Source organism: Luteimonas sp. RIT-PG2_3, assembly GCF_054902115.1.
In genome coordinates this window covers 115142-138915 of record NZ_JBUBPF010000008.1, presented here as the reverse complement: position 1 = coordinate 138915, position 23774 = coordinate 115142, and the positions used below count along the sequence as shown (strand labels likewise).

The 23774-nt window shown below is 68.4% G+C and carries 17 protein-coding genes; 16 read left to right on the top strand and 1 reads right to left on the bottom strand.

Translation table 11 applies throughout. From position 1 onward, the window contains the following. Nucleotides 1-58 precede the first annotated feature (58 nt). Nucleotides 59-1669, bottom strand: a complete 1611-nt coding sequence (locus tag ACYX7E_RS13535) for an alpha/beta hydrolase (protein WP_462081111.1) — start codon at nt 1667-1669, stop codon at nt 59-61. 363 nt (nt 1670-2032) lie between these two features. Here ACYX7E_RS13535 and ACYX7E_RS13530 point away from each other — a divergent pair, with 363 nt between their 5' ends. The 16 genes from ACYX7E_RS13530 to ACYX7E_RS13455 all read left to right on the top strand — a co-directional run bounded on the left by ACYX7E_RS13530 (nt 2033) and on the right by ACYX7E_RS13455 (nt 23770). Beyond that, nucleotides 2033-2626 (top strand): helix-turn-helix transcriptional regulator, encoded by a 594-nt coding sequence (locus ACYX7E_RS13530; protein ID WP_462081110.1) that lies wholly within the window; start codon nt 2033-2035, stop codon nt 2624-2626. Nucleotides 2627-2840: 214 nt separating this feature from the next. Further along, nucleotides 2841-4487, top strand: a complete 1647-nt coding sequence (locus ACYX7E_RS13525) for a serine hydrolase domain-containing protein (protein ID WP_462081109.1) — start codon at nt 2841-2843, stop codon at nt 4485-4487. Then, nucleotides 4481-5464, top strand: a complete 984-nt coding sequence (locus ACYX7E_RS13520; RefSeq protein WP_462081108.1) for an ornithine cyclodeaminase family protein — start codon at nt 4481-4483, stop codon at nt 5462-5464. The genes ACYX7E_RS13525 and ACYX7E_RS13520 overlap by 7 nt, the downstream gene beginning before the upstream one ends. A 132-nt stretch (nt 5465-5596) precedes the next feature. Continuing rightward, complete coding sequence (locus tag ACYX7E_RS13515; protein ID WP_462081107.1) at nt 5597-6604, top strand: threonine ammonia-lyase; 1008 nt, start codon at nt 5597-5599, stop codon at nt 6602-6604. Continuing rightward, entirely contained in the window at nt 6601-7872 is a 1272-nt protein-coding gene (locus ACYX7E_RS13510; protein WP_462081106.1) for a D-serine ammonia-lyase, read from the top strand. The genes ACYX7E_RS13515 and ACYX7E_RS13510 overlap by 4 nt, the downstream gene beginning before the upstream one ends. Nucleotides 7873-7874: 2 nt before the next feature. Then, the gene (locus tag ACYX7E_RS13505; protein ID WP_462081105.1) at nt 7875-10280 is read left to right on the top strand and encodes a penicillin acylase family protein; all 2406 of its coding nucleotides are present in this window, start codon (nt 7875-7877) and stop codon (nt 10278-10280) included. A gap of 59 nt (nt 10281-10339) precedes the next feature. Further along, complete coding sequence (locus ACYX7E_RS13500; RefSeq protein WP_462081157.1) at nt 10340-11830, top strand: M20 family metallopeptidase; 1491 nt, start codon at nt 10340-10342, stop codon at nt 11828-11830. Beyond that, nucleotides 11802-12197 carry a hypothetical protein gene (locus ACYX7E_RS13495; protein WP_462081104.1) on the top strand — a complete coding sequence of 132 codons (396 nt, stop codon included), beginning with the start codon at nt 11802-11804 and terminating at the stop codon, nt 12195-12197. Before ACYX7E_RS13500 ends, ACYX7E_RS13495 begins: the two co-directional genes overlap by 29 nt. A 12-nt stretch (nt 12198-12209) precedes the next feature. Further along, nucleotides 12210-13316 carry a helix-turn-helix transcriptional regulator gene (locus tag ACYX7E_RS13490; protein WP_462081103.1) on the top strand — a complete coding sequence of 369 codons (1107 nt, stop codon included), beginning with the start codon at nt 12210-12212 and terminating at the stop codon, nt 13314-13316. A 305-nt stretch (nt 13317-13621) separates the two neighbouring features. Then, on the top strand, nt 13622-14629 hold the full coding sequence (locus tag ACYX7E_RS13485; protein WP_462081102.1) for a DUF1611 domain-containing protein: 1008 nt from the start codon (nt 13622-13624) through the stop codon (nt 14627-14629). 199 nt (nt 14630-14828) lie between these two features. After that, nucleotides 14829-17051 carry a prolyl oligopeptidase family serine peptidase gene (locus tag ACYX7E_RS13480; RefSeq protein WP_462081101.1) on the top strand — a complete coding sequence of 741 codons (2223 nt, stop codon included), beginning with the start codon at nt 14829-14831 and terminating at the stop codon, nt 17049-17051. Nucleotides 17052-17058: 7 nt separating this feature from the next. Then, entirely contained in the window at nt 17059-18414 is a 1356-nt protein-coding gene (locus tag ACYX7E_RS13475) for a peptide MFS transporter (protein WP_462081100.1), read from the top strand. A gap of 39 nt (nt 18415-18453) precedes the next feature. Further along, the gene (solA, locus tag ACYX7E_RS13470; protein WP_462081099.1) at nt 18454-19638 is read left to right on the top strand and encodes an N-methyl-L-tryptophan oxidase; all 1185 of its coding nucleotides are present in this window, start codon (nt 18454-18456) and stop codon (nt 19636-19638) included. 82 nt (nt 19639-19720) lie between these two features. Next, nucleotides 19721-20860 carry a YkvI family membrane protein gene (locus ACYX7E_RS13465; protein ID WP_462081098.1) on the top strand — a complete coding sequence of 380 codons (1140 nt, stop codon included), beginning with the start codon at nt 19721-19723 and terminating at the stop codon, nt 20858-20860. A gap of 44 nt (nt 20861-20904) precedes the next feature. Next, on the top strand, nt 20905-22362 hold the full coding sequence (locus ACYX7E_RS13460; RefSeq protein WP_462081097.1) for an alpha/beta hydrolase: 1458 nt from the start codon (nt 20905-20907) through the stop codon (nt 22360-22362). Between the two features lie 319 nt (nt 22363-22681). Continuing rightward, on the top strand, nt 22682-23770 hold the full coding sequence (locus tag ACYX7E_RS13455) for a helix-turn-helix transcriptional regulator (protein WP_462081096.1): 1089 nt from the start codon (nt 22682-22684) through the stop codon (nt 23768-23770). The last annotated feature ends 4 nt before the right edge of the window (nt 23771-23774 follow it).

Below are 23774 nucleotides of genomic sequence, written 5' to 3'. Positions count from 1 at the left end.
CGTTCGTCGACAGCCGCACGTCAGGGTCGGTCTTGCGCGGCGCTCCCACGCGGGAGCTTTAACGCGACGCCCTGCTGCGGGCCTGCTCGTACAGCGAGGGCGCTTGCATCGACTGGAACTTGAACGGCGCCAATGCGATCCGCTCGGGCATCGCCGCGAGCTGCACCTTGGCCGGGGTCGATGAAACCGGTGCGATGAAGTCCAGCACCGCCTCGCCGAAGGCCTCGTTGCCGGGGACGTAGGCGGGCGTCAGGATCTCCTTGCGCACGCCGTGGGTGCCGCCTTCGACGATGACCAGGCGGCCGTTCTTCAGGTAGGGCACCTGGCTGATCGCGTTCTCCATCGGCGTGGACTGGTCGACGTCGCCCTGGATCAGCAGGGTCGGCACGGTGATGTCGAAATCGGCCCGGAAGGCGTCGCCGACATTCGGCGTCGGGGTCAGGTCGCGGGTATAGGTGTAGCCGGAGTTGATGTCGCCGAGCCAGCGGCGGGCGGCCTCGCGGTCCAGCACGGCCTGGCGCTTGGCGCTGATGCCCAAACCGTTGTCGATCAGCAGTTCGATCAGCCCGTTGTGCGGGTCGGCGCGGCGGTTGCGCGCGGCCAGGTGGGCCAGGAAGCGGTAGTCGCCGCGATCGAGCTCGAGCAGGAACTTCGGCCAGGCTTCGACGTTGCCGCGCAGCTCGCCGCCCACCGGATACAGCACGCGCCGCAGGTCCTCGGCATCGACGGCGACCGTGACCCGCTGGCCGCTGTCGGGATCCTGGATCTGCACCTGCTGCGGTTCGCGGGCCAAGCGCTCGACGACGCGCTTGTAGACGCCGGTCAGGCGCACGCCGCGCAGGTCGGCCGACAGCGCGTCGGATTTCGCCGCGTAATCGCCGATGCGCTGCAGGGCCAGCCAGATGCCGTCGGGGGAGTCGTAGGCGTAGTCGAGCGGTTCCAGCCCGGTCAGCACCGCGCGTTCGACATGCTGCTGGTGCAGCTTCAGGTAGGACATGCCCCATTGCGAGCCGAAGCTGGTGCCGTACAGCACGAAGGTGTCCACGCCCAGGGTCGTGCGCAGGGATTCGATGTCGGCGACCAGTTCGTGCACCGCGTATCCGGTCAGGTCGACGCCCAGCCCGGACCAGTGCTTGAGGCCCGCCTGCAGGCCGTCGCGCACACGCTGGCGCTCCTGGTCCGGCGACAGCGGCTGCCCCAGCGGAGCCGCCGCGGTCGGGAAGTCCAGCGCCGCGGCATAGCTGCCGTCATGCACGCCGCGCTGCTGCAGCACCACGTAATCGCGGCTGCGGGTGACGTGGCGGATCATCCGGATCGTGTCCGGCCAGGCGCGCAGGGCGGCTTCGTCGATCAGGCTGCCGGGACCGCCGGGCAGCATCACCACCGGCGACGGCACCGGGGTCGCGGTCTGCGCCGGGAAGCGCAGGTAGCGCACCGCGATCAGGCGCGAATCGGGCTTGGCACGGTTCTCGGGCACCAGCAGGAAGCCGTTCTCGTACGGCAGCGGCGCGCCGTCGCCGACTTCCATGCTGCCGGGTACGGTGAAGTGCCCGGCTGCGTTTGAATGACTGGCAGCGTCGACCGCCACTGCGGGCGAGGAGGCGGCGAAGGCAAGTGCCATCGCCAGGACAAGGGACAGCCGGCGGCCGGGGCCGCGTGGATCGCGCATCGGAGACTCCCATCGAAGATCGTGGAGTGGCGGTGCGATCGGGGTCGCGCCCGCAGCTACGCCCGTGGTCACGCGCTGGGCGAGCCCGAGCATAAGCAGTCATCAGCGCGGATGAAATGGCATCAGTTTTTCTATTGCCCCCCAGTAGAAAAGATGCATTGCCTTCGGTTGCCGGCCATCGCTAAATCCATGGCAACCGGCGCGGCGTCCTGCCGGGGCAGACAATTACTGGAGAGCCACGATCATGTATCGCGACCTGTGTCCATGTTCTACGCCTGCGTGGTGTCATCCCGATGACAGCACCGTCGCCACCGCGTCCGCCAACCCGTCAAAGCGGGGACCGGCCCTGCTGGAGCGCGCCGGATGAGTGCGATGGCCTGCGAACGCCTGGCGCCGGAGAGCCTGCCAGCGGTCATGTGCCTGGATGGCAATGGTGATGCCGTCTTCGCGACGCCGGAAGCGTCGCGCCTGTTCGATCGCTGGAACAGCGGTCTGCGCAAGATGTTCAAGCCTGAGGCGGCGCGCCGCTTCCGCTTGCCCGAGGCGTTCGAGCACCTGCTCGCCGACGGCCAGGACGGCATTGCCGTCAATGATGATGCCGGCAGCGCCCGCGGCGTCCGCCTGCGCCATCCGGCCCTGCCGTCGCTGGCGGTGACCGTGGAGCGCGGCAAGCTGCCGATGCCCGGCACGCAGACGCTCTGCTACCTGCTGGTGTTCGCCAACGAGGAAGAGGTCGAGCTCGACGACAGCGAGGACGCCAGCGACCGCGATCGCGCCCTGCTGCAGCTCACGCCCTGCGAGCGCCGGGTCGCGCTGCTGGTCACCAAGGGCATGCGCAACGGCGAGATCGCCGAACACCTGCACCGTTCCAGGCGCACCATCGAGTACCAGCTCAACACCATCTACCGCAAGCTCAACCTGAGCTGCCGGACGCAACTGGTGCGGGCGCTGGTCTGAGAACCGCAGCCGGGATCGCGGTCTTGCGCAGGCCCGCCCAGAGCGGGCCTGTTGCATTCCAGGGCCCGGCACTTCCCTCAATGTTGTTGCAGAGATCGGCCCAGGTACGCCACTACGCAGGTAAACGCTTCCAAATACGGAGTTATTACCGATGCGTAGCCCGCTTGGGGCTTGCTCTACTGTGCGTCCCGGCCTTTCTGAAGTGATCCCGTTCTTGCCTGATCTCCGCTGCCTTCGTCTGCTGCTGGCCTGTGCGGTCATGACCGCCGGCGCGGCGATGTGTGGCGAGGCCGTGGCGGCCGATTACAGCTGGCTCGAGGCCCGCGCGGCCGAGGCCCGCAAGGTCTGGACGATTCCAGGTATCGCGATCGCGGTGGTCTCGACCGACGGGACGCTGTACACGCTCGGCTCGGGCGTGCGCGATGTCGCCGCGCCCGGCCGCGTCGATGCCGACACCCGTTTCCTGATCGGATCGGTCTCCAAGTCGCTGTCGGCCGCCGTCATCGGCACCTATGTCGACCAGGGCCGCCTGCGCTGGGACGACCGCGTCGTCGACCATCTGCCATGGTTCCGCCTGTCCGATCCTTGGGTCGGCGCCGAGACCCGGATCGAGGACGTGCTGTCGCATCGCGTCGGCGTGGAAGCGACCGACTGGATGGATGACGTGCCCGGCCTGAGCTGGCGCGAGTCGGTCGGCCGCCTGCGCCACCTGCCGCAGGCGCGTCCATTCCGCACCGACCTGCTGTACGACAACTTCATGTACAGCGTCGGCGGACAGATCGTCAACGAGATCGACCACGACTACGCGGATGCCGCGCGATCGCGCCTGTTCGCCGCGACCGGCATGACGCGCACGCTGGCCGACTTCGAGCGCGTCATCGATCCGCGCGGTGTCGCCGCCTGCAACGAATGCGAGATCGTCGGCGCAGGACTGTCGCCGGCACGCGCCGCACGCAATGTCGACAACGTCTCGTTGCCGCATGTCGTCGCCAACAACGTCGCGGTCGCCTCGGCCTGGCGCCACCAGTCCTCGGTCTCGGCCGGCAGCGCGCTGTCGAGCGTCAACGACCTTGGCCGCTACCTGCGCATGCTGCTGGGGCGCGGCCAGATCGACGGCAGGCGCGTGCTGTCGGAGCGCACCGTGGACGAACTGTTGCGGCCGCGCATCTTCGACGTCGACCGTCCGCCTGTTCCTTCCACCGACGATGTCGCCGGCCAGCGGAGCGCCCGCTGGGGCGAGGCCTACGCGCTGGGCCTGTTTGTCGGCGAATACGCGGCCGAGAAGGTCATCCACCATTCCGGCGGCATGCTCGGCGCCGCCGCGCAGATCGCCTTGCTGCCCGAACGCGGCATCGGTGTCGTGGTCCTGGCCAACCAGCGCAACCTCGATGGCAACGCGACCACGGCGCTGCTGTACGAGGCGCTGGACCTGGCGCTGGGCCTGCCGACGGTGGACTGGATCGCGCGGCTGCGTCCCTCCGGCGCGGGCGAAGACACGGACGCGAAGGCTGCCACAGGCGAAGGCGAGGGTGGCCGCACGTCCACGACGGACTCGGGCGCAGCGCGACTTGCCGATGCCAGCGTGGTCGGCGATTTCTGCCATCCCGCCTATGGCGTGGTGCATGTGCGCACGTCCGCCGATGGCCTGCGCCTGGACCAGGGCCCCGAGCGCGTGGGTGCGTTGGGCCGCGACGGTGCCGGTGGCTTCGTGCTGCGCTGGAACGGACCGCGTAACGCGCCGCAGCCGATCGATTTCGATATGTCGTCGAGCGGAGCGCCGCTGGCGATCCGCTTCGGCGACGTGCGTTTCCCTGTGTGTCCGGCGGTCTCCGTCGGTGTTCCGGAGTCTTCGCGATGGTAACCCTCGTCAGTGAAAAGCAGGCCGCTGCGCTGGTCGGCATCGAGGACGCGATCGCGGCCACCGAGGCGGCCTTCGTCGCGCTCGACCGTGGCGAATCGCTGCTGTTTCCCGCCGTGCGCGGCCATGGTTCGGATCCAGGCACGCGCTTTGGCGTCAAGGCCGGTTACGACGGTCAGCGGCGGACGCCCGGACTCAAGGTCGGCACCTATTGGCCCGGCAACCGCACGCTCGGCATCGGCAACCACGGTTCGACGACGCTGCTGCTCGACGATCGCACCGGGCGTGTCGATGCCATCGTCGCCGCGACCCACCTGACCGCGTTGCGCACGGCCGCCGCAGACGCCGTGGCGGTGAAATACCTGGCGCGTCCGGATGCCTCGGTGCTGGCACTGGTCGGGACGGGCCACCAGGCTTATTACGATGCGCTGGCGATCCATGTGGTGCGCCCGTTGCGCGCGGTGCTGGTCTGCGGCCGCAACCAGGACGCGGCCGTGCAACTGGCGACGCGCCTGCGCCAGGCCGGCCTGCCCGCCGAGATGGCTGCGCTGGACGAGGCGCTGGCCCGGGCGGACCTGGTCAGCACGATCACCGCCTCACGCGAACCGCTGTTCGCGGACGGACTGCTGCGCCCCGGCACGCATGTGTCGGCGATGGGGGCGGACGGTCCGGGCAAGCAGGAATTGCCGGTCGCGCTGGTCGCCAGGGCGTCGTTGTGGGCCGAGGACCCGGCGCAATCGCAGGTCATGGGCGAGTTCCAGCATGCCGCTGCCGCGGGCCTTCTGGACGCTGGTGGTGTGCAGTCGCGCCGGGTGCAGTCGCTGGGTGCGCTGATCGATGGCCGCGCCGCAGCGCCGGCTGGCGACCCCATCACCGTTTTCGACAGCTCCGGCGTCGCGCTGCAGGACCTTGCGATCTGCGCGCTGGCGCTCGACCGCGCCCGCGCCGCCGGCATCGCGGTCGATGTCGACCTGGACTGATCGGGCATGACCGCTGCATCGCAACCACGCGTCGATACGGACTAGATCTGGGGCCAGGCCAGCGTTGAAGGACTGACGCCGGCCCGGACTGATGCAACACACAAGACATCGCATTACCACACGGACGCCTCCATGCCATCTCCCGTTACCACGTCTCCACCACGCTCCACGTCCGGCACGGTCCTGCCGGTGACGATCCAGGATATCGAGGCCGCGGCGCGGCGCATCGCGCCGTACGTCAAGCGCACGCCGGTGCTGACCTCGCATCGCCTCGACCATCTGCTGGGGGCGGAGATCCATTTCAAGTGCGAGAACTTCCAGCGCATCGGGACGTTCAAGGCGCGCGGCGCGCACAATGCGGTGTTCGCGCTCGATGAAGCCACGGCGGCGCGCGGCGTGGTCACGCATTCATCGGGCAACCATGCGGCGGCGTTGAGCCTGGCCGCCAAGACCCGCGGCATCCCGACCTGCATCGTGATGCCGACCAACGCACCGCGTACCAAGGTCGAATCGGTGCTGCGCCAGGGCGGAGAGATCCGCTTCTGCGAGCCGACCATCGCCGCGCGTGAGGCCGCTGCGGCCGATATCGTGCTCCAGCGCGGCATGACCCTGGTGCATCCGTATGACAACCTCGCGGTGATCGCCGGGCAGGGCACGGCCACGCTGGAACTGATGGACGAAGTGCCGGGCCTGGATGCCGTGCTGGCGCCGGTCGGCGGTGGCGGGCTGATGTCGGGGACCGCGATCGCCGCGCGCGCGCGCGCGCCGGGCATCCGCATCGTCGCCACCGAGCCCGAGCGCGCTGACGACGCGTACCAGTCGTGGACGCGTGGCACCCGCATCACCGACCTGCATCCGGACACGATCGCCGACGGCCTGCGCACGACGATCGGCGAGAACGGCTTCGTGATCCTGCGCGAGACCCTGGACGATTTCGTCACCGTCAGCGAGGACTCGATCGTCCAGGCGATGCGCCTGGTCTGGGAAGTATTGAAGATCGTCATCGAACCCAGCAGCGCCGTCCCGGTCGCTGCACTTCTGGAAGGAAAGGTAGGCGTGGAAGGCAAGCGAGTGGGCGTCATCATCAGCGGCGGCAATGTCGATCTCGATCACCTGCCGTGGCAGGGCGCGCGCGCATGAGTGCGGTCCTGCTCGCAAAATCGCGTGCCGAGTCGCTGGTGCGCGGCGAAGCCACCGTCTGGCGTCGCCAGCAGCCGTCCGCCGATGCGATCACGATGGCCGAGGTGGAAGACGCGCGCGCACGCTTCGAGCGCTTCGCACCGGTGCTGCGCCACCTGTTCCCGGAATCGGGCTGGGACGGCCGCGTGCAGTCCGCGTTGCTCGACTACCAGCCGCCCGGTGGCCAGGGCGGCGCGTCTGCGTTGCCTAGGGTGCTGATCAAGACCGACCACGCGCTGCCGATGACCGGTTCGATCAAGGCCCGTGGCGGCGTCCATGAGCTCCTGTGCCAGATCGAACGCATCGCCCGCGCCGAGGGCCTGCCGATCGATGGCGACATCACGGCCGCGCTGACCTCGCCCGAGGCACGTGCTGCGATGGGCCGGCATTCGGTCATCGTCGCCAGCACCGGCAATCTGGGTTTCAGCATCGGCCTGGTCGCGCGTGCGTTCGGCGTCGGCGCCGAGATCCACATGTCGCGCGATGCCAAGGCCTGGAAGAAGGACCGCCTGCGCAAGCTCGGCGCGCGGGTCGTCGAGCACGCCTGCGACTTCAACGAGACCGTCGAGCGTGCCGGGCAGGCCGCAGCGACCCAGCCGCAGGCGCACTTCGTCGACGACGAGACCTCGCGCGAGCTGATGCTGGGCTACGCCGTGGCCGCACAGGAGCTGGCGCTGCAGCTGCAGGCGCGCGGCATCGTCATCGGCCCGGCAAAGCCGCTGTATGTATACCTGCCGTGCGGCGTGGGTGGCGCGCCGGGCGGGGTGACGTTCGGGCTGAAGCACCTGTTCGGCCCGAACGTGCACTGCGTGTTCGTCGAGCCGACCGCGTCGGCCAGCATGTTCGCGGCGCTGGACCGCGAGGTGCCCAAGCCGGTGCATGTGGCCGAACTGGGCCTCGACAACGACACCATCGCCGATGGTCTGGCCGTGCCGCGGGCGTCGCCGCTGGCGCTTGCGGTCGTCGGCAAGTTGATCGACGGCGTGGTCGCGGTCAGCGACCGTTCGCTGCTGCAATGGATCCGCACCCTGTGGAACGACGCCGGCCTGCGCCTGGAACCGGCCGCTGCGGCCGGCTTCGCGGCCCTGGGTCCGTGGCTGGACACCCTGGCCCGGCAAACACCGGATACCATTAGCCTGGTCAGACACGATGCGGTGCATGTGGTCTGGACTACGGGCGGCTCGCTGCTGCCGGACGATGAATTCAACAAGCTACTCGAGGACGGATGAGGATGAAGAACTTGCCTTTGGCGGGATCGTGCACGCTGCTGCTGGCGTGCCTTGGACTGACGGGATGCCTGAGCGGCAACCCTGACGGCGCGGCAGCCGGGTCCTCGAAGCAGGCCGCCAGCTCCGCCAACGGCTATCACGCCTCGGTCGTACGTACCGGCTACGGCGTCCCGCACATCACCGCCGACGACTGGGACAGCCTGGGCTACGGCTACGGTTACACCATCGCCGAAGACAACCTGTGCACGCTCGCCGACGCCTTCGTCACCGTGCGTGGCGAGCGCTCGCGCTGGTACGGCGCCGACGGCGCGCTGACGACGCCGAGCACGCTGACACTGACGGCCAAGCAGGCGACCAACCTCGAGCTGGACGTGTATTTCCGCAGCGCCGCCGATGCGGAGTACCTGGCCAGGTACCGCGCCGCGCAGTCGCCCGAGTTCAACAAGCTGGTCGATGGCTACGCCGCCGGTTTCTCGCGCTATGCCGAGGAAATCCGTGCCGGCCAGCATCCCGGCCGGCATGCCGATTGCCGTGATGGCGGCTGGGTCGGCGCGATCACCAGCGACGACCTCTACCGCCGTTTCCATGCGCTGATGCTGGCGCTGACCGAAACCCGGCTGATCAACGAGATCGCCAATGCGGCGCCGCCGTCGGCCGCCGATGCCAAGACCTCGAGCGTGTCCGCGTTCGATCCCAGCCAGCTGATCCCGAAGGTCGATCCGACCCCGCTGGGCAGCAACGCGATGGCGTTCGGCAGCGATGCGACCGGCACCGGACACGGCCTGCTGTTCGGCAATCCGCACTGGATGTGGATCGGCATGGACCGCTTCTACCAGGTCCACCTGCGCATCCCTGGCAAGGTCGACATCCAGGGTGTGTCGATCATGGGCATGCCGCTGGTGCTGATCGGCTTCAACCAGGACGTGGCCTGGAGCCACACCGTGTCGACCGGTCAGCGCATGTCCTTCTACCAATTGAACCTGGTCGACGGCGACCCGACCTCGTACGTCTTCGACGGCAAGGTCCGCAAGCTCGAGACCTCCGAAGTGACGGTGCCGACGCTGCAGGCCGACGGCAGCCTGGTCGACGTCAAGCGCACGCTGTACCGCTCGCACTACGGCCCGATGCTGGCGCGCGACTGGAACGGCAAGCATGCGATCAGCGTGCGTGCGGCCAACCTCGACAACCTGCGGACTTTCACTACCTGGATGGACTGGTCGCAGGCCAAGAGCCTGGACGCGTTCATCGACATCCATCGTCGCGGCGTCGCGCTGCCGTGGGTCAACACGCTGGCGGCCGGTCGCAACGATCCGCGCGGCTGGTATGGCGACCTCAGCGTGATCCCCTACGTCTCCGATGCGCAGCAGAAGGAATGCGGCGTGGCGCCGTTGACCCTCGACGGCTCGCGTTCGCAGTGCGACTGGATCGTCGACCCCGACAGCGCGCAGCCGGGCGCCTTGCCGGCCAAGCTGCTGCCGCAGGTCACCACGCGCCGCTTCGTCGCCAACATGAATGACAGCTACTGGCTGGCCGATCCCGACAAGCCGTCGACCAGCTCGCCCAAGGTGGTGGGCGACACCAATGCGGTGCAGTCGTTCCGCACCCGTATGGGCCTGGTGCTGGCGCGCGAGCGCCTGGATGGCAGCGATGGCCGTCCCGGCAAGCTGGCGACCAGCGAGACCGTGCGTGACATGGTCATGGACGGCCGCAACATGACGTCCGAGCTGTTCCGCCCGGCGGTGCTCAAGGACACCTGCGCCAAGCCGCAGGTGACGCTGGCCGATGGCAGCAAGGTGAATATCGGCCCGGCCTGCCAGGTGCTGGCCAAGTGGGATGGTCGCGGCAATGCCGATTCGGTCGGCGCGCACATCTGGGAAACCTTCTGGGCCCAGCTGACGCGTGCGGTACCGTCGGACAAGCGCTACCTGACGCCGTTCAACGCTGCCGATCCGGTCGGTACGCCGCGCGATCTGGACACCACCCAGCCGGGCGTCGCGCAGGCGCTGGCGCAGACCGTGGTGCTGCTCGACAAGCGCGGCATCGCGCTCGACGCGCCGCTGCGCAGCTACCAGTACTGGACCGACAGCGATGGCAGCAAGCTGGCCCTGCCGGGCGGCTGCGGCGAGAGCGGTTACTTCGCGATCGCCTGCACGCGCATCTCCGCCGACAAGACCGAGGTCGTGCCGCACGGCAACAGCTACATGCAGGTCGTCGGCTTCGATGCCTCCGGCCCGCAGGCATGGACGCTGCTGATGTCGTCGCAGGCCACCGATCCCGCGTCGCCTTACTACCGTGGCGGTACCCGCCTGTACGCCCAGAAGACCTGGCAGCGTGCGGCCTACACCGACGCTGAAATCAACGCGCAGGCGATCAGCCGCGTGCAACTCGATGGAGCCGTGAAGAAGTGACAGAACACACCGATCTGCAGCAGGCCGATCTGCAGCAGCCTGCGTCCGGGTCGTCTGCCCTGGGGCAACCCGACCCGAAGCAGCTTGCCACCTTCGTCGACACGATCTGGGACGACCAGATCGTGTCCGAGCTGACGCAGTACATCCGCATCCCCAACAAGTCGCCGATGTTCGATGCCGACTGGGAAGTCCATGGCTACATGGCGCAGGCCGTGGAGCTGATGACGGCGTGGGCGGGCAGGCAGCCGATCGAAGGCATGCAGATCGAAGTGGTGCAGTTGCCGGGCCGGACCCCGCTGATCTTCATCGAAGTGGCGGGGCAGGTCGACGATACCGTGGTGCTGTACGGTCATCTCGACAAGCAGCCGGAAATGACCGGCTGGGACGCCGACAAGGGGCCGTGGACGCCGGTGCTGAAGGACGACCGCCTGTACGGGCGCGGCGCCGCCGATGATGGCTATGCGATCTTCGGATCGCTGACCGCGATCGCCGCGTTGCAGGCGCAGGGCATCGCGCACGCACGCTGCGTCGTCGTCATCGAAGCCTGCGAGGAATCGGGCAGCTACGACCTGCCGTATTACGTCGACCACCTGGCCGCGCGCATCGGCAAGCCATCGCTGGTGGTCTGCCTGGATTCGGGCTGCGGCAATTACGACCAGATGTGGCTGACGACCTCGCTGCGCGGCACGCTGGCCGGCGATCTCAAGGTGCAGGTGCTGCACGAAGGCGTGCATTCGGGCGATGCGTCCGGAGTCGTGCCGTCGAGCTTCCGCGTCATGCGCACGCTGCTGTCCCGGCTTGAAGACCAGGACAGCGGCCAGGTGCTGCCGTCCGAACTGCAGGCCGAGATTCCGCAGCAGCGCATCGACCAGGCCGGCGAGACTGCGGCGATCCTCGGCGATGAAGTCTTCAGCAAGTTCCCGTTCGTCGACGGCATGCGCCCGGCCCTGGACGATCCGCATGCGCTGATCCTCAACCGCACCTGGCGGCCCAGCCTGTCGATCACCGGCGTCGACGGCATCCCGTCGATCACGCAGGCCGGCAACGTGCTGCGTCCGCAGACCACGCTGAAGCTCAGCGTGCGCCTGCCGCCGACACTGGATGCGCGCAGCTCCGGCGCGTTCATCAAGACGCTGCTGGAAACCGATCCGCCGTACGGCGCCAAGGTCAGCTTCGACGTGCAGAAGGCCGGCAGTGGCTGGCATGCACCGCCGTTGGCCGACTGGCTGGCGTCCTCGGTCGATGCGGCGTCGCGCACGCATTACGGCCGGCCGGTTGCCTACAACGGCGAGGGTGGCTCGATTCCGTTCATGGGCATGCTCGGCGAGAAGTTCCCGCAGGCGCAGTTCCTGATCACCGGCGTACTCGGGCCGCAGTCGAATGCGCATGGTCCCAACGAGTTCCTGCACATCCCGACCGGCAAGCGCCTGACCGCCTGCGTCGCGCAGGTCCTGGCCGATCATGCAGTCGCCAGCCGTGCCGGCCTGACCAGCGGCGCCGCCGCGACCAGCGCCCACAGCCATGTCGGTGGGGACGGCTGCTGCGTCTGACGCCGCCGCGACCGTCCGCGACACCACCATCGCAATGACACCCCGGGCCTGCGGATCCCGATCCGCGGGCCTGGCCGTGTTCAGATTGTCCGTATTGCAAAAAGATGACCGCGCGTGGACTATCGGAGCCTGCACGTGCGATCGGTGTGGACCCGGTTGCCGGCACGTCGCGCAGGGCAAGGAGGCCGCGACGCCTTGGAACCTGCTCACGATCTTGCTGCGCTTGCCATCTGGCGCGCGTGCGGTGCTCGAAATGCTCATGTATCTGTACGTACATTGCGCTTTCTGCCTGCCTTTCACTGGCATGCACAGCACGCGCCACCTGGCTGCGCTCGCGACAGATCGTGAACAGGTTCTCAGCTTCTGACGGGACCCGAACATGTCGCTCGCCCACGCCCTGACTTCTGAACTGCGCAACGACCCGGCCTCGCTGATCGACATGCAGGGTGCGCTGGACATCGACAGTGTCTGGCAGTCCTGCCTGCGACTGATCGGACAGGTGCTGCCGTACTCGGCGTGCAGCCTGTTCTTCGATATCGACGACATGCAGCCGCGACGCGCACGACACCACGTGGTGCATCCGGCGGCACCGGCGTTCGAACCGGCGACCAGCCTGACCGTGGTGGGGCCGTACCTGGCGGCGCACCCGCAGAGCCGCTTCTACACGTTTGCCGATGTCGCCGAGCTCGACCCGGGCGCGGCCGGGCGCTGGCAGGCGCAGGAGTCGGAGCGCTGCTGGGACGAGTTCGCGCAACTGGCGTTCTGGCGAGAAGGGCGCCTGGAGGCGGTGCTGGGCGTGGGCTGGGACAGCCGCCAGACCCGCGTCACCCAGACCGACCTGTCGTTCCTTGAGCGCCTGCATCCGCTGATCGAGGCCGGGCTGTCCAGGCTGCACGCACTGCAGTCCGAGCGCATGCGCCGCGAAGGCCTGGAACTGGCGCTCGAACAGATGCCGCTGGCGGTGATGATGATCGGCCTGGACGGGCAACTGCTGTTCTCCAACGAAGCCGCGCGCCGCCAGTGCATGGTCTGGAACAACGGCCTGGACGTGCGTTCGCGGGCGCTGCGCCTGCCGGACGGCATCGATGAAATGCTGGAGGCCGCGAGCGCGGTCGACGGGGCGCCGGCCGATGGCGGCGACCATGAAACCCATCGCGTCGCGCATCCGTTGCTGGCGCAACTGTCGGCCACGGTCAGCCTGCGCTGGGATTCGGCCGGGCTCAACCGCCTGCCGTGCTATGTCGTGGTGTTCGACGAACCGCATCCGGTCCGCGACGGTACGCCGATCAACCAGCGGGCGATGTTGCTGCAGAAACTGTCGCCCAAGGAACGCCGCGTCGGGCTGATGGTGGCCGAAGGCCTGCGCAACGAAGAGATCGCCCAGCGGCTGTGCCGCTCGCGGCGCACGATCGAGTTCCAGGTCGCATCGATCTACCGCAAGCTCGAAGTCGCCGGGCGCGGACAGCTGATCCGCCTGCTGGGCTGAAGCTCGAGCCGGCGCGTGCCGGCTCGATGCCGGGCGACGGCGTCCGACCGTACTGCAGCGGATTGGGTTGCATTGGATTGCATCGGGGCGTTCCCGTACGGCAGGATAGGTGATTCTGCGGATGTCGCAGCGGGTCCGCGTCGCTAATCTGCACGCGTCCTTCGCTGCGTTCCCTGGCGCAAGCGAGGATGGTCTACCCGGCTTCAGTCGGTCTCCTTGTTGATGTCTTTCGGCGTGTCGTGCTTCCCCGGTGCGACACGCCTTTTTAATGGCCGGTCCGACCGGCCCTGTCATGGAGCGTTGCCTTGGATATCGCGGGTCCTTACCTGATTTTTGTTGGTGCCGCACAGAGCCCCCTCGACGCCAAGACCGGCTTCGGACTGCTCGACTGGCAGCCCGAGCGCTGCGCCGGCCAGTGGCGCCTGCCGGGCTGTGGCATCGACCTTGGCATTGCCGATCTTGATCCCGTACAGGCCGTCGCGAACGGCGTACGCACAATGGTCATCGGCATCGCGCCGTTCGGCGGCGGTTTCGCGCCGGAATGGATCACCGCGATCGTGGCTGCGCTCGATGCCGGCCTGGATGTCGCCAGCGGCATGCATACCAAGCTGGGCAGCGTGCCGCAGATCGCGGTCGCGGCCGAGCGCAATGGCCGTCAGTTGTTCAACGTCCGCTACGCCGAGCGCAGCTTCGATGTCGGCTCGGGTCGCAAGCGCAGCGGCAAGCGCCTGCTGACCGTCGGCGTCGACTGTGCGGTCGGCAAGAAGTACACCGCGCTGGCAATCACACGCGACATGAACGCGCAGGGCCTGCGTGCGACCTTCCGCGCCACCGGCCAGACCGGCATCCTGATCGCCGGACGTGGCGTCGCCATCGATGCAGTCGTCGCCGACTTCATTGCCGGTGCCGCCGAATGGCTGTCGCCGGACAACGATCCGGACCATTGGGACATCGTCGAAGGGCAGGGCTCGCTGTTCCACCCGGCCTATGCGGGCGTCAGTACCGGCCTGTTGCATGGCTCCCAGCCCGATGCGCTGGTGCTGTGCCTGGCCGCGGGCCGCGAGCACATCGACGGCTATCCCGATTACCCGCTGCCCAGCCTGCACCAGTGCATCGACCAGAACCTCAGCGTCGCGCGCCTGACCAATCCGGCGGTGCGTTGCGTCGGCATCAGCGTCAACACCAAGGGTATGGCGGCCGATGCGCGCAACGTCCTGCTCGACGGCATCGCCAGCGAGTTCGGCCTGCCGTGCTTCGATCCGGTCGCCAACGGCACGCTGTCGCTGGTCGAACAGCTGCGCACCTGGCCCTGACCGCAGCATCCCGGGGGGCGCGCCATCCCGGGATCGCGCCATGCTGGAATCCCAATGCAGATGTCATGCAGCGCCCGCGCGGTGCCGCTGGCGTCGCCATGACGCACGACCGCAGTACCGTCCGCACAATCGGTAGTTTTGCAGATTCAGCCTGTCTGGCCCGTCGCTAACGTCACGGGTTCATCTGCGGAGCGACAACATGCGTGCAGTCGGTGGTCGGCAGTGGTGGAGTGCCGGTGTGGTCGTCGCGATGTTGCTGGCGTCGCCGTACAGCAACGCGCAGGCCAAGGCGGCGCAGGCAGGGACAGCATCCGAGGGCTTCACGCTCGAGCAGGCGATCGAAGCCCATGCGACGCGCTCGCTGCGCAGCGATGCGCTGACGGCATTGCCCGGCGGCCGGCACCTGGCCTGGATCGACGACGGCCGCGTCCGGGTCGCCAGCGCGCCGGCCTTCGCCGCGCGCATGCTGGCCTTGCCCGCAAGTGCGTTGCCGCCGGTGTCCTTGCATCCCTCGACCGATGGGCGCTCGCTGATCGTCGCCTGCGGCGGCGTGCTGCGCGCGTTCGCGCAGTATCCCGCGCAGGACAGCCGGCAATGGTGGCTGGTCGACGTCGAGCAGGGACCCGCGCGACTGCTGGCGCAGGGGGCTGACGTCCCGGCCGGGGCACCGGTGTTCTCGCCCGACGGGCGTTCGTTCGCGGTGGCCGACGGCGCCATGCTGTATCGCTATGCGCTCGGGGATGCCCGCCTGGTCGCGCAGCCGCTGCTGCTGCAGGACCCGCAGCATTTCCCGTCGGTCGGCGTCGGCCAACTGGCCTGGTCGCCCGACGGCACCCGCCTGGCCTTCAGCAGCACGCGCAAGGCCGGGCAGAGCTATATCGGCATCGTCGACGTCGGCACGCGCGCGTATCGCTATGTCGATCCGGGCATCTTCCGCGACATCGCGCCAGCTTGGTCGCCGGACGGACAGTCGCTCGCTTTCGTCCGCAGCACCGGTAACTGGACGCGCGAATACCGCTTCTCGCCGGTCCGCGACGCCTCGCCCTGGTCGTTGCAGCAGGCGGATGCCGCCACCGGCGCGGTGCGCACCATCTGGCGCGCCGAGACCGGCACCGGCAGCGTGTTCAAGCCCTATGCGACCGGCACCTGGTACGACCCCACCAGCGACGCGCAGCCGCAACTGCTGTGGACACGCGACGGGCAGCTGCTGTTCCCATGGGAAAAGAGCGGCTGGTTGCGTGTGTACCAGGTGGCTGTCGACGACGGACAGGGCGGGCATGGCGGCAAGGCGACCGCATTGACGCCCGATGGCGGCGAAGTGACCTGGCCATCGCTGTCGGCCGACCAGCGCAGCCTGGTCTATGCCAGCAACCAGGGCGACCTGGCGCGCATGCACCTGTGGCGCGTCGCGCGCGACGGCAGCGCGCCGCAGGCGATCACCAGCGGCATCGGCGTGCAGCACAGCCCGCGACTGCTGGCCGATGGCGTTATCGCCTATCTCGGCAACGACAACGGTGACGTCCCCAACCATCGCATCGTCCGCCATGCCGATGGCCGCGAACAGCGGCTGACGCCGGAGACGGCATGGCTGGACGCGCATCGCGGGGTGCTGGCGCAGTTCGTCGCCCCCGAGGTCGTGACCTTGCGTGCCAGCGACGGCGTCGCCAGCCATCACCTGGTCAGCACGCCGCGCACGCCGCCGCCACCGGGCGGTTATCCGGTCATCGTCGCCAGCAAGGGCGGGCCGGTCGGACGGGTGTCGCCGGGCAACGGTGTATCGTCGGCGCTCGGCCAGTACGCGGTCAGTCGCGGCTACGTGTTCGTCGAGATCAACTATCGCGGCGGCGAAGGCTTCGGCCTCGACTATCGTTTCCCCGCGCGCCGCGGCGCGACCGGCTCCAGCGAGCTGCTCGACCTTGAAGCGGTTGCCAGGTACCTGCAGGGTCGCCGCGACGTCGACCGCCGGCGCGTGGCGATCATGGGCGGTTCCTATGGCGGCCACATGGTCGGGCTGGCGTTGACGCGGCTGCCGCAGTACTTCGCCGCGGGCGCGCACCTGAGCGGTGTCGGCGACTGGGTCGTCGAGCTGAAGAAGGACCAGGCCGATGGCTGGGCCAGCGCGCCGCCCGAGTTCATCCGGCTGTCCGAACGCAGTGTCATCGAGGACCTGGCTTACGACGCCTCGTCGACATCGCGGATCGAGGCCTGGCGCGCACCGACGCTGATCACGATGGGCGAGAGCGATACCTCCGGCCACATGGAGTCGATCATCGACCTCGGCGAGCGCCTGCTTGCGCAGGGTGTGCATGTCGAGTTCCAGATCGCCCCGGAAGCCGGGCATACCGGCGAGCGCGCGCGTCCGTCGGACAAGGTGTTCGAGTTCTTCGAACGCGTGATGCCGGCCACGGCCGCCACGCGATGACCGCCGCATGATCGGTTTCCGCAGTCATCCGCGCGGGCTCGCGCCGCTGTTCCTGACCGAGATGTGGGAGCGTTTCAGCTTCTACGGGCTCAACGCGATCCTGGTGCTGTACCTGGTGCTGCCGGTGGCCGACGGCGGGCTGGGCTGGTCGGCGGCACGCGCCGCGACGCTGTACGGCAACTACATCCTCGCGGTCTACCTCAGTTCGATCCTCGGCGGCCATGCCGCCGATCGCTGGCTGGGCGGCCGCGGTGCGGTGATGCTGGGCGCGATCATCATCGCAGCCGGTCATTTCACGATGGCGCAGGGCTCGCTGACGGCGCTGTACATCGGGCTGGCCTGCGTCGCGATTGGCACGGGGCTGCTGAAGCCCAACATCAGCGCGCTGGTCGGGCAGCTGTATGCCGGCGACGATCCGCGTCGCGATGCCGGTTTCTCGCTGTTCTACATGGGCATCAACCTCGGCGCATTCGTGTCCCCGCTGGTCTGCGGCACGCTCGCGCAGGGTGCCTGGTTCCGCGCCTGGCTGGCCGATGCCGGCTTCAATCCCGCGCAAAGCTGGCACTGGGGCTTCGGCGCGGCCGGCGTCGGCATGCTGATCGGCCTGATGATCTTCGCCTGGTATCGTCCGAATCCGCAGGACGCGGCAGCGCCTGCTCCTGCAACGTCTGCGCCCATCGCACCTGCGCCCAACGCAACGGCACTGTCGCCGGCCACCCAGTGGCGACGCTTCGCAGCGATCGGGTTCTTCTGCGTCGGCGTCATCCTGTTCTCGATCGCGCTCAAGCAGTCCGGTGCCTCGCTGGCGTTGTTCGCCGACCGCCTGACCCGCAACGAGTTGTTCGGCTGGCAGTTCCCCTCATCGTGGTTCCAGTCGGTCGCACCGGCGATGGTGATGCTGCTGGCGCCGGTGTTCTCGTGGCTGTGGATCCGGCTCGGCGACCGCCAGCCCAGCGGTCCCTACAAGGTGCTGCTGGGACTGGCCGGCGCGGTCGCGGCCTTCGTGCTGCTGGTGTTCGCCGCGCAATCGGCCATCGACGGCCGCGTCAGTCCCTGGTGGCTGCTGTCGATCTATTTCGTGACCACGCTGGGCGAGCTGTGTATCAGCCCGGTGGGCCTCAGCAACGTCACCCGGCTGGCACCGCCGGCACTGGCCGGCCTGGTCATGGGCGCGTGGTTCGTCGCCATCGGCCTGGGCGGCAAGATCGCCGGCGTGTTCGCGTCCTGGCTCGACCTCGACGCCATCGAACGCCTGCCGGGCCTGTTCCTGCAGCAGGCGCTGATCATCGCCGTCGGTGCGGTGGTGCTGGCCTTGTTTGCCCCGTGGGTGCGGCGTACGGTCCGGCAAACCGGGGCGCACTGAACACCCGCTCGAAGCCCGTCACCGAGGAGACCACGCGTCATGCACGTTCACACCATCGTTGCCGGTCTTGGCGCCATGGGGGCGGCCACCACCTATCAGCTCGCACGCAGGGGCGTGTCGGTACTGGGGATCGACCGCTTCGCGCCGCCGCATGCGCAGGGCTCCACGCATGGCGATACGCGCGTGACCCGGCAGGCGATCGGCGAGGGGCCGCAATACTCGCCGCTGGCGCTGCGCGCGCACGAGATCTGGCGCGACATCGAGGCGCAGACCGGGCGCGACCTGCTGCATGCCGATGGCGTCCTGATCATTTCCAGCCCGTCGCGCGCGGGTGCCAGCAACGTCGCCGACTTCTTCGGCAATACGCTGCGCGCCGCGCGCCAGTACGACATCGCGCACGAGGTGATCGACGCCGCGGAGATCCGCCGGCGTTTCCCGCAGTTCGCGGTCGCCGATGACGAAGTCGGCTACTGGGAACCCGGGGGCGGCTACCTGCGTCCCGAGGCCTGCGTCGAGGCGCAGTTGCAACTGGCGCAGGCGCACGGTGCCACGCTGCAGACCGGCGAGCGCATCCTCGGCTTCGAACCGCATGGCCATGGCGTGCGCGTGCGCAGCGATCGTGGCGAGTACACCGCCGAGCGGCTGGTGCTGACGCTCGGTCCCTGGCTGTCGGACCTGCTGGATCCGGGCTTGTCGGCGCACTACACGGTCATGCGGCAGATCCTGTACTGGTTCGCGCCGAAGGGGCCGATCGCGCCGTTCCAGCCGGGCCGCTTCCCGGTCTTCATCTGGGAACCGCCTGGTGCCACGCGTGCGATCTACGGCTTCCCGGCGATCGACGGCGCGCATGGCGGCATCAAGGTCGCCAGCGGGCAGTACGCCGACAGCACCACGGCGCAGGCGATCGAGCGCCGGGTCGACCCCGACGAGATCCGCTGGATGTACGAGCACCTGGTCGCACCGTGCTTCCCGGGCATCAGCGCGCAATGCCTGCGCACCGCGACCTGCATGTATACGGTCACGCCGGATTTCGGCTTCGTGTTCGATACCCACCCGCAATCGGATGCGGTGATGATCGCGTCGCCCTGTTCGGGGCATGGCTTCAAGCACTCGGCATCAATCGGCGAGGCGCTGGCGCAGTGGGCGGTGGATGGCGAGAGCCGGATCGACCTCGGTGGCTTCTCGGCGCGCAGGTTCGCGGTCGCGGCCGCCGCAGATAGGTAGTTGCGCGGATAGGCAGCCCCGGGGCGGGGCGGCTACGTTTGGGGTTACGCCGGGCATCCGCTCGCAGGGTCATTGCATTCACATGAAAGATTTCTTCAACCGGCTGGTCGTGCCCGGTCTTGTCATCCAGGCGGTCATGGTCGGCGGCGGCTATGCCACCGGGCGCGAGCTGGTCGAGTTCTTCGTGTCCAAGGGGCCAGCGACCGGCCTGCTGGGACTGGGCATCACCGCGGCGATCTTCAGCGCCGGCACCATGATCGCGTTCGAGCTGGCGCGCCGGTTCCAGGCCTTCGATTACCAGACCCTCAACCGCGTCTACCTGGGACGTTTCGCGATCCTGTTCGAGTTGGGGTATTTCTGTACCTTGCTGCTGTCGCTGTCGGTGGTCTCGGCCGCGGCCGCAAGGCTGGTCGGTGATGCCCTGGGTACACCGGAACTGGTCAATTCAATCACCTTCGTATTGCTGGTCGCGGCCTTGGTGTTCTTCGGCAACCGCATGATCGAGAAAGTGATCTCCTGGTGGTCGATCCTGTTCTACCTGACCTATGGCCTGATGTTCGTGATGGTGCTGTCGCGTTATTCCGGGCAACTTGGCCAGGCTCTGGCCGCCGCGCCGGTGGACGTACTGACCGCCGGGCGCGAGGCGCTGAGCTTCACCGGCTACAACATCGTGATCCTGCCGATCCTGATCTTCGTCGCGCGCAACTTCCGCAGCCGTCGCGAGGCCCTGATCGCCGGTGCGCTGGCCGGCCCGCTGATCCTGCTGCCGGGCCTTGCATTCATCCTGGCGCTGTCGGCGTTCTATCCGGGCATCGTCGATGCCGCGCTGCCGGTGTCGGTGGTACTGGAAGGCCTGTCCGCGCCCTGGCTGTCGGTGATCGTGCAACTGGTGATCATCGGCGCATTGATCAAGACCGGTGCCGGCATGCTGCACGGCCTCAACGAGCGCCTCGCGCGTCGCTACGAGGACCTGGGCCGGACCATGCCGCGCCTGCTGCGCCCGGGCGTGGCACTGGGCGCGATGGCGATCGCGGTGGTGGTGGCCGACAAGTTCGGCCTGATCGACCTGATCGGAAAGGGCTACCGCTTCAGCGGCATCTACTTCTCGGTGATCTTCCTGATCCCGTTACTGACCCATGGCCTGTGGCTGGTGTTGCGCCCTGAGAAGCCCACAGCCGCTGGCGGTCATCGCGTGGCGCCGGCCACGCCGCCCGCACAATGAGGCCGGGCGTGAGGGCAGGGCGGCGCGCCGGTGGCTGGGCGCCGATGGTGAAGGGTCTGGTACTGATGGGCCTGATGCTGACGGGGCTGGCGGTGATCGGCGGTGCCCGTGCCGCCGATGCGCCAACGGAAAAGCCCGCCACGCCTGACAGCCCGCGCCTGCAGGCACTTGCGGCGGCGATCGCCCGTGGAGACGGGACCGCTGAAGCGGCGTTCTGGTCGCGACTGGCCAGCGAAGGCACGCCGCTGATCGAAGCCGTGCCCGGCCGCGACGACAGGCTGCTGGCGACCTTCGTGGTCTCGCAGCGCGATCCCGGCGTGGCCGTGGCGGCACCGCAGGTCGCGGTGTTCAGCTGGTTGCCCGCGATGATCGGCGACGGCAGCGGACTGCCGGGCATGTTGCAGCGGCTGGCCGGCAGCGATGTCTGGTACCGCAGCTACGAGGTGCCCGCAGACGGTCGTTTTCCTTACTTCATCGCGCGCGTGCTGCCGGCGCAGGCCGAACCATACCCTGCCCAGGCAGAGGGCGACGCCGAGGCGTCGCCGCTGTTCAAGCGGCCGCATCCTGCCGGCGGCGAGATCGGTTTCTTCTCCGATCCGCGCAACCCGCGCTCGTTGCCGTACCTGGCAGACCTCACCAATGGTCCGCTGCGAGGCGCGAACTCGCTGATGGTCGGCCCGAAGGCCAGCCATCATCCTGCGCTGGCACGACGCGCGAACGTCGCGCGCGGCCAGGTCCGTCACCACCGCCTGCCGGTCGGCGTGCTGGGCGATGCCCGACAGGTCGGCGTCTACCTGCCGCCGGGCCCCCACACGCGCGACGCCGCGCTACCGTGGCTGCTGTTGCTCGATGGCGAGGGCTACCTGCAGACCGTCGGCGTGGCCGACCTGCTCGACAACCTGATCGCCGATGGCGTGCTGCCACCGATGGTGGCGATCGCGCTCGACAGCGTGAGCCCGGCCAAGCGCGGCGCCGAGCTTGCCCCGGACTCCCGGCTGACGGATTTCGTCGCCGACGAACTGCTGCCGTGGGCGCAGCGCGAATTGCCGATCAGCCGCGATCCCGCGCGCGCCATCGTTGCCGGTGCCAGCCTGGGCGGCCTGGCATCGACGCACCTGGCGACGACCCATCCGCAGATCTTCGGCAACGTGCTGTCGCAGTCAGGCAGCTACTGGTGGCGTCCGTCGGCGTCCGCGCAGGTGCTGTCGGGCAGCGATGTCGGCTGGACCTACGATCGCTACGTCGCCCGGGCATCGGCGCCCCGCCTGCCGCTGCGCTTCTACCTCGAAGTCGGCCGCTGGGAGAACCCGGTGATGCCCCTGGTCAACCGGCGCTTCCGCGACCTGTTGAATGCGCAGGGTTACGACCTGTGCTACCGCGAGTTCGAAGGCGGTCATGATTTTTCGGTCTGGCGCGAATCGCTTGGCGACGGGCTGGTCGCCCTGCTGGGCACCCCGGACGCACGGGCGGCACTGCGCAGCCGGATCTGCGAATCGCGCTGACGGCACGGGAAGGGCGGAGCGGGGCAAGGCGAACGCAGGGGGTGGTGACAGGTGGGCGGCGCATCGGCGGCGCTGCGGCAATGACGGCTGGCACTTTTAAGTGTTTTCACTGATTCTGACGTCATGACCAATGGCATACGTTCAGATCTCGTTAGCACGATGCATCGCCAGCCCGACGATGCCTGGTGTCGCTCGCCCGTCCATGCTCCTGCAGGTGCCCCATGCCAGCTCCCGTCGTGATGTGTCTCGTCGTGATGTGTTCGGCCGCGCCACGACGCTGTTGCGCGCATGTCGCGCAGGGATGGAAGGGGAGCCGTCGATGATGCCGGCACCGACCCTGGCCCTGCAGCGGGCGATCGACCTGGAGTCGGTCTGGCAAGCCAGCCGGCACCTGCTCGAGGATGCGCTGCCGCATCATTCCTGCAGCCTGATGCTGGGCATCGACAACTTCCAGCCCAGCACCGCGCGCCACCATGTCGTGCAGTCGCAACGCGTGGACTACGTGCCGGCGACCAGCCTGGCGGTGTCGCGGCCGTTCCTGACCGCCAACCCGCAGGTCTCGCTGTACACCTATTCGCAGATCGTCTCGCAGGATCCGCAGGCATTGCAGCGGCGGATCGCGCAGGACGAACCGCTGGAAGAGTGGGCCGAGTTCGTGCACCTCGCGTTCTGGGACCATGCCCGGCCGATGGCGGTCATGAGCATCCGCCGTTCGTCGAGCCAGCCGCGGTTCTCCGGCGACGAGCTGGCCTTCCTTGAGCAGATTCATCCGGTCATCGACGCCGGCCTCTACCGGCTGCGTGCGCTGGAGTTCGAACGCGCACGCAGCGTCGCGATGCAGCAGATGCTGTGCGGTGGGCCGACGCCGTCGCTGCTGTTCGATGCCGACGGCAACATCGTGTTCGCCACCGACAGCGCGATCGGCCTGTGGCAGCGCTGGAACCATGCCGAGGCCACGCCCGCCGCGCGACGGGCGAAGTCGCAACGCCATGGCGATGCCGAAGAACCGGGCGCCGGCGATGCAGTGCTGCCGGGACTGGTCGGGCAATGCCCGGTCGAAGGCTCGCGCCGGCTGCGCCATCCGCGCATCCCGGGTTTCACCGCGCTGATCGAACCGGTGCGGGTGCAGGGCTCGGTGTTGTCGCGTCCGGTCTACGGCATGCTGACTTTCATCGAATGCCCGCCGTCGGCTGACGACACCCTCAGCCGTTCCGACCCGATGCTGGAACGGCTGTCGCCGAGCGAACGCAAGGTCGCGCTGCTGGTCGCCGAGGGCCTGCGCAACAACGAGATCGCCGAGCGCCTGTGCCGGTCGCGGCGCACCGTCGAATCGCAGCTCAATTCGATCTATGGCAAGTGCAACGTGCAGTCGCGCACCCAGTTGCTGAGGGAAATGCGCGGCGTCTGAGCAC

What these genes read in the sequence shown, in the direction of transcription:
- ACYX7E_RS13465 (WP_462081098.1), top strand. Translation starts at nt 19,721, where the DNA reads ATGAAAGATTTCTTCAACCGGCTGGTCGTGCCCGGTCTTGTCATCCAG.
- ACYX7E_RS13490 (WP_462081103.1), top strand. Translation starts at nt 12,210, where the DNA reads ATGTCGCTCGCCCACGCCCTGACTTCTGAACTGCGCAACGACCCGGCC.
- ACYX7E_RS13495 (WP_462081104.1), top strand. Translation starts at nt 11,802, where the DNA reads ATGTCGGTGGGGACGGCTGCTGCGTCTGACGCCGCCGCGACCGTCCGC.
- ACYX7E_RS13530 (WP_462081110.1), top strand. Translation starts at nt 2,033, where the DNA reads ATGAGTGCGATGGCCTGCGAACGCCTGGCGCCGGAGAGCCTGCCAGCG.
- ACYX7E_RS13460 (WP_462081097.1), top strand. Translation starts at nt 20,905, where the DNA reads ATGGTGAAGGGTCTGGTACTGATGGGCCTGATGCTGACGGGGCTGGCG.
- ACYX7E_RS13480 (WP_462081101.1), top strand. Translation starts at nt 14,829, where the DNA reads ATGCGTGCAGTCGGTGGTCGGCAGTGGTGGAGTGCCGGTGTGGTCGTC.
- ACYX7E_RS13510 (WP_462081106.1), top strand. Translation starts at nt 6,601, where the DNA reads ATGAGTGCGGTCCTGCTCGCAAAATCGCGTGCCGAGTCGCTGGTGCGC.
- solA (WP_462081099.1), top strand. Translation starts at nt 18,454, where the DNA reads ATGCACGTTCACACCATCGTTGCCGGTCTTGGCGCCATGGGGGCGGCC.
- ACYX7E_RS13535 (WP_462081111.1), bottom strand. Translation starts at nt 1,669, where the DNA reads ATGCGCGATCCACGCGGCCCCGGCCGCCGGCTGTCCCTTGTCCTGGCG.
- ACYX7E_RS13515 (WP_462081107.1), top strand. Translation starts at nt 5,597, where the DNA reads ATGCCATCTCCCGTTACCACGTCTCCACCACGCTCCACGTCCGGCACG.
- ACYX7E_RS13520 (WP_462081108.1), top strand. Translation starts at nt 4,481, where the DNA reads ATGGTAACCCTCGTCAGTGAAAAGCAGGCCGCTGCGCTGGTCGGCATC.
- ACYX7E_RS13505 (WP_462081105.1), top strand. Translation starts at nt 7,875, where the DNA reads ATGAAGAACTTGCCTTTGGCGGGATCGTGCACGCTGCTGCTGGCGTGC.
- ACYX7E_RS13455 (WP_462081096.1), top strand. Translation starts at nt 22,682, where the DNA reads ATGATGCCGGCACCGACCCTGGCCCTGCAGCGGGCGATCGACCTGGAG.
- ACYX7E_RS13475 (WP_462081100.1), top strand. Translation starts at nt 17,059, where the DNA reads ATGATCGGTTTCCGCAGTCATCCGCGCGGGCTCGCGCCGCTGTTCCTG.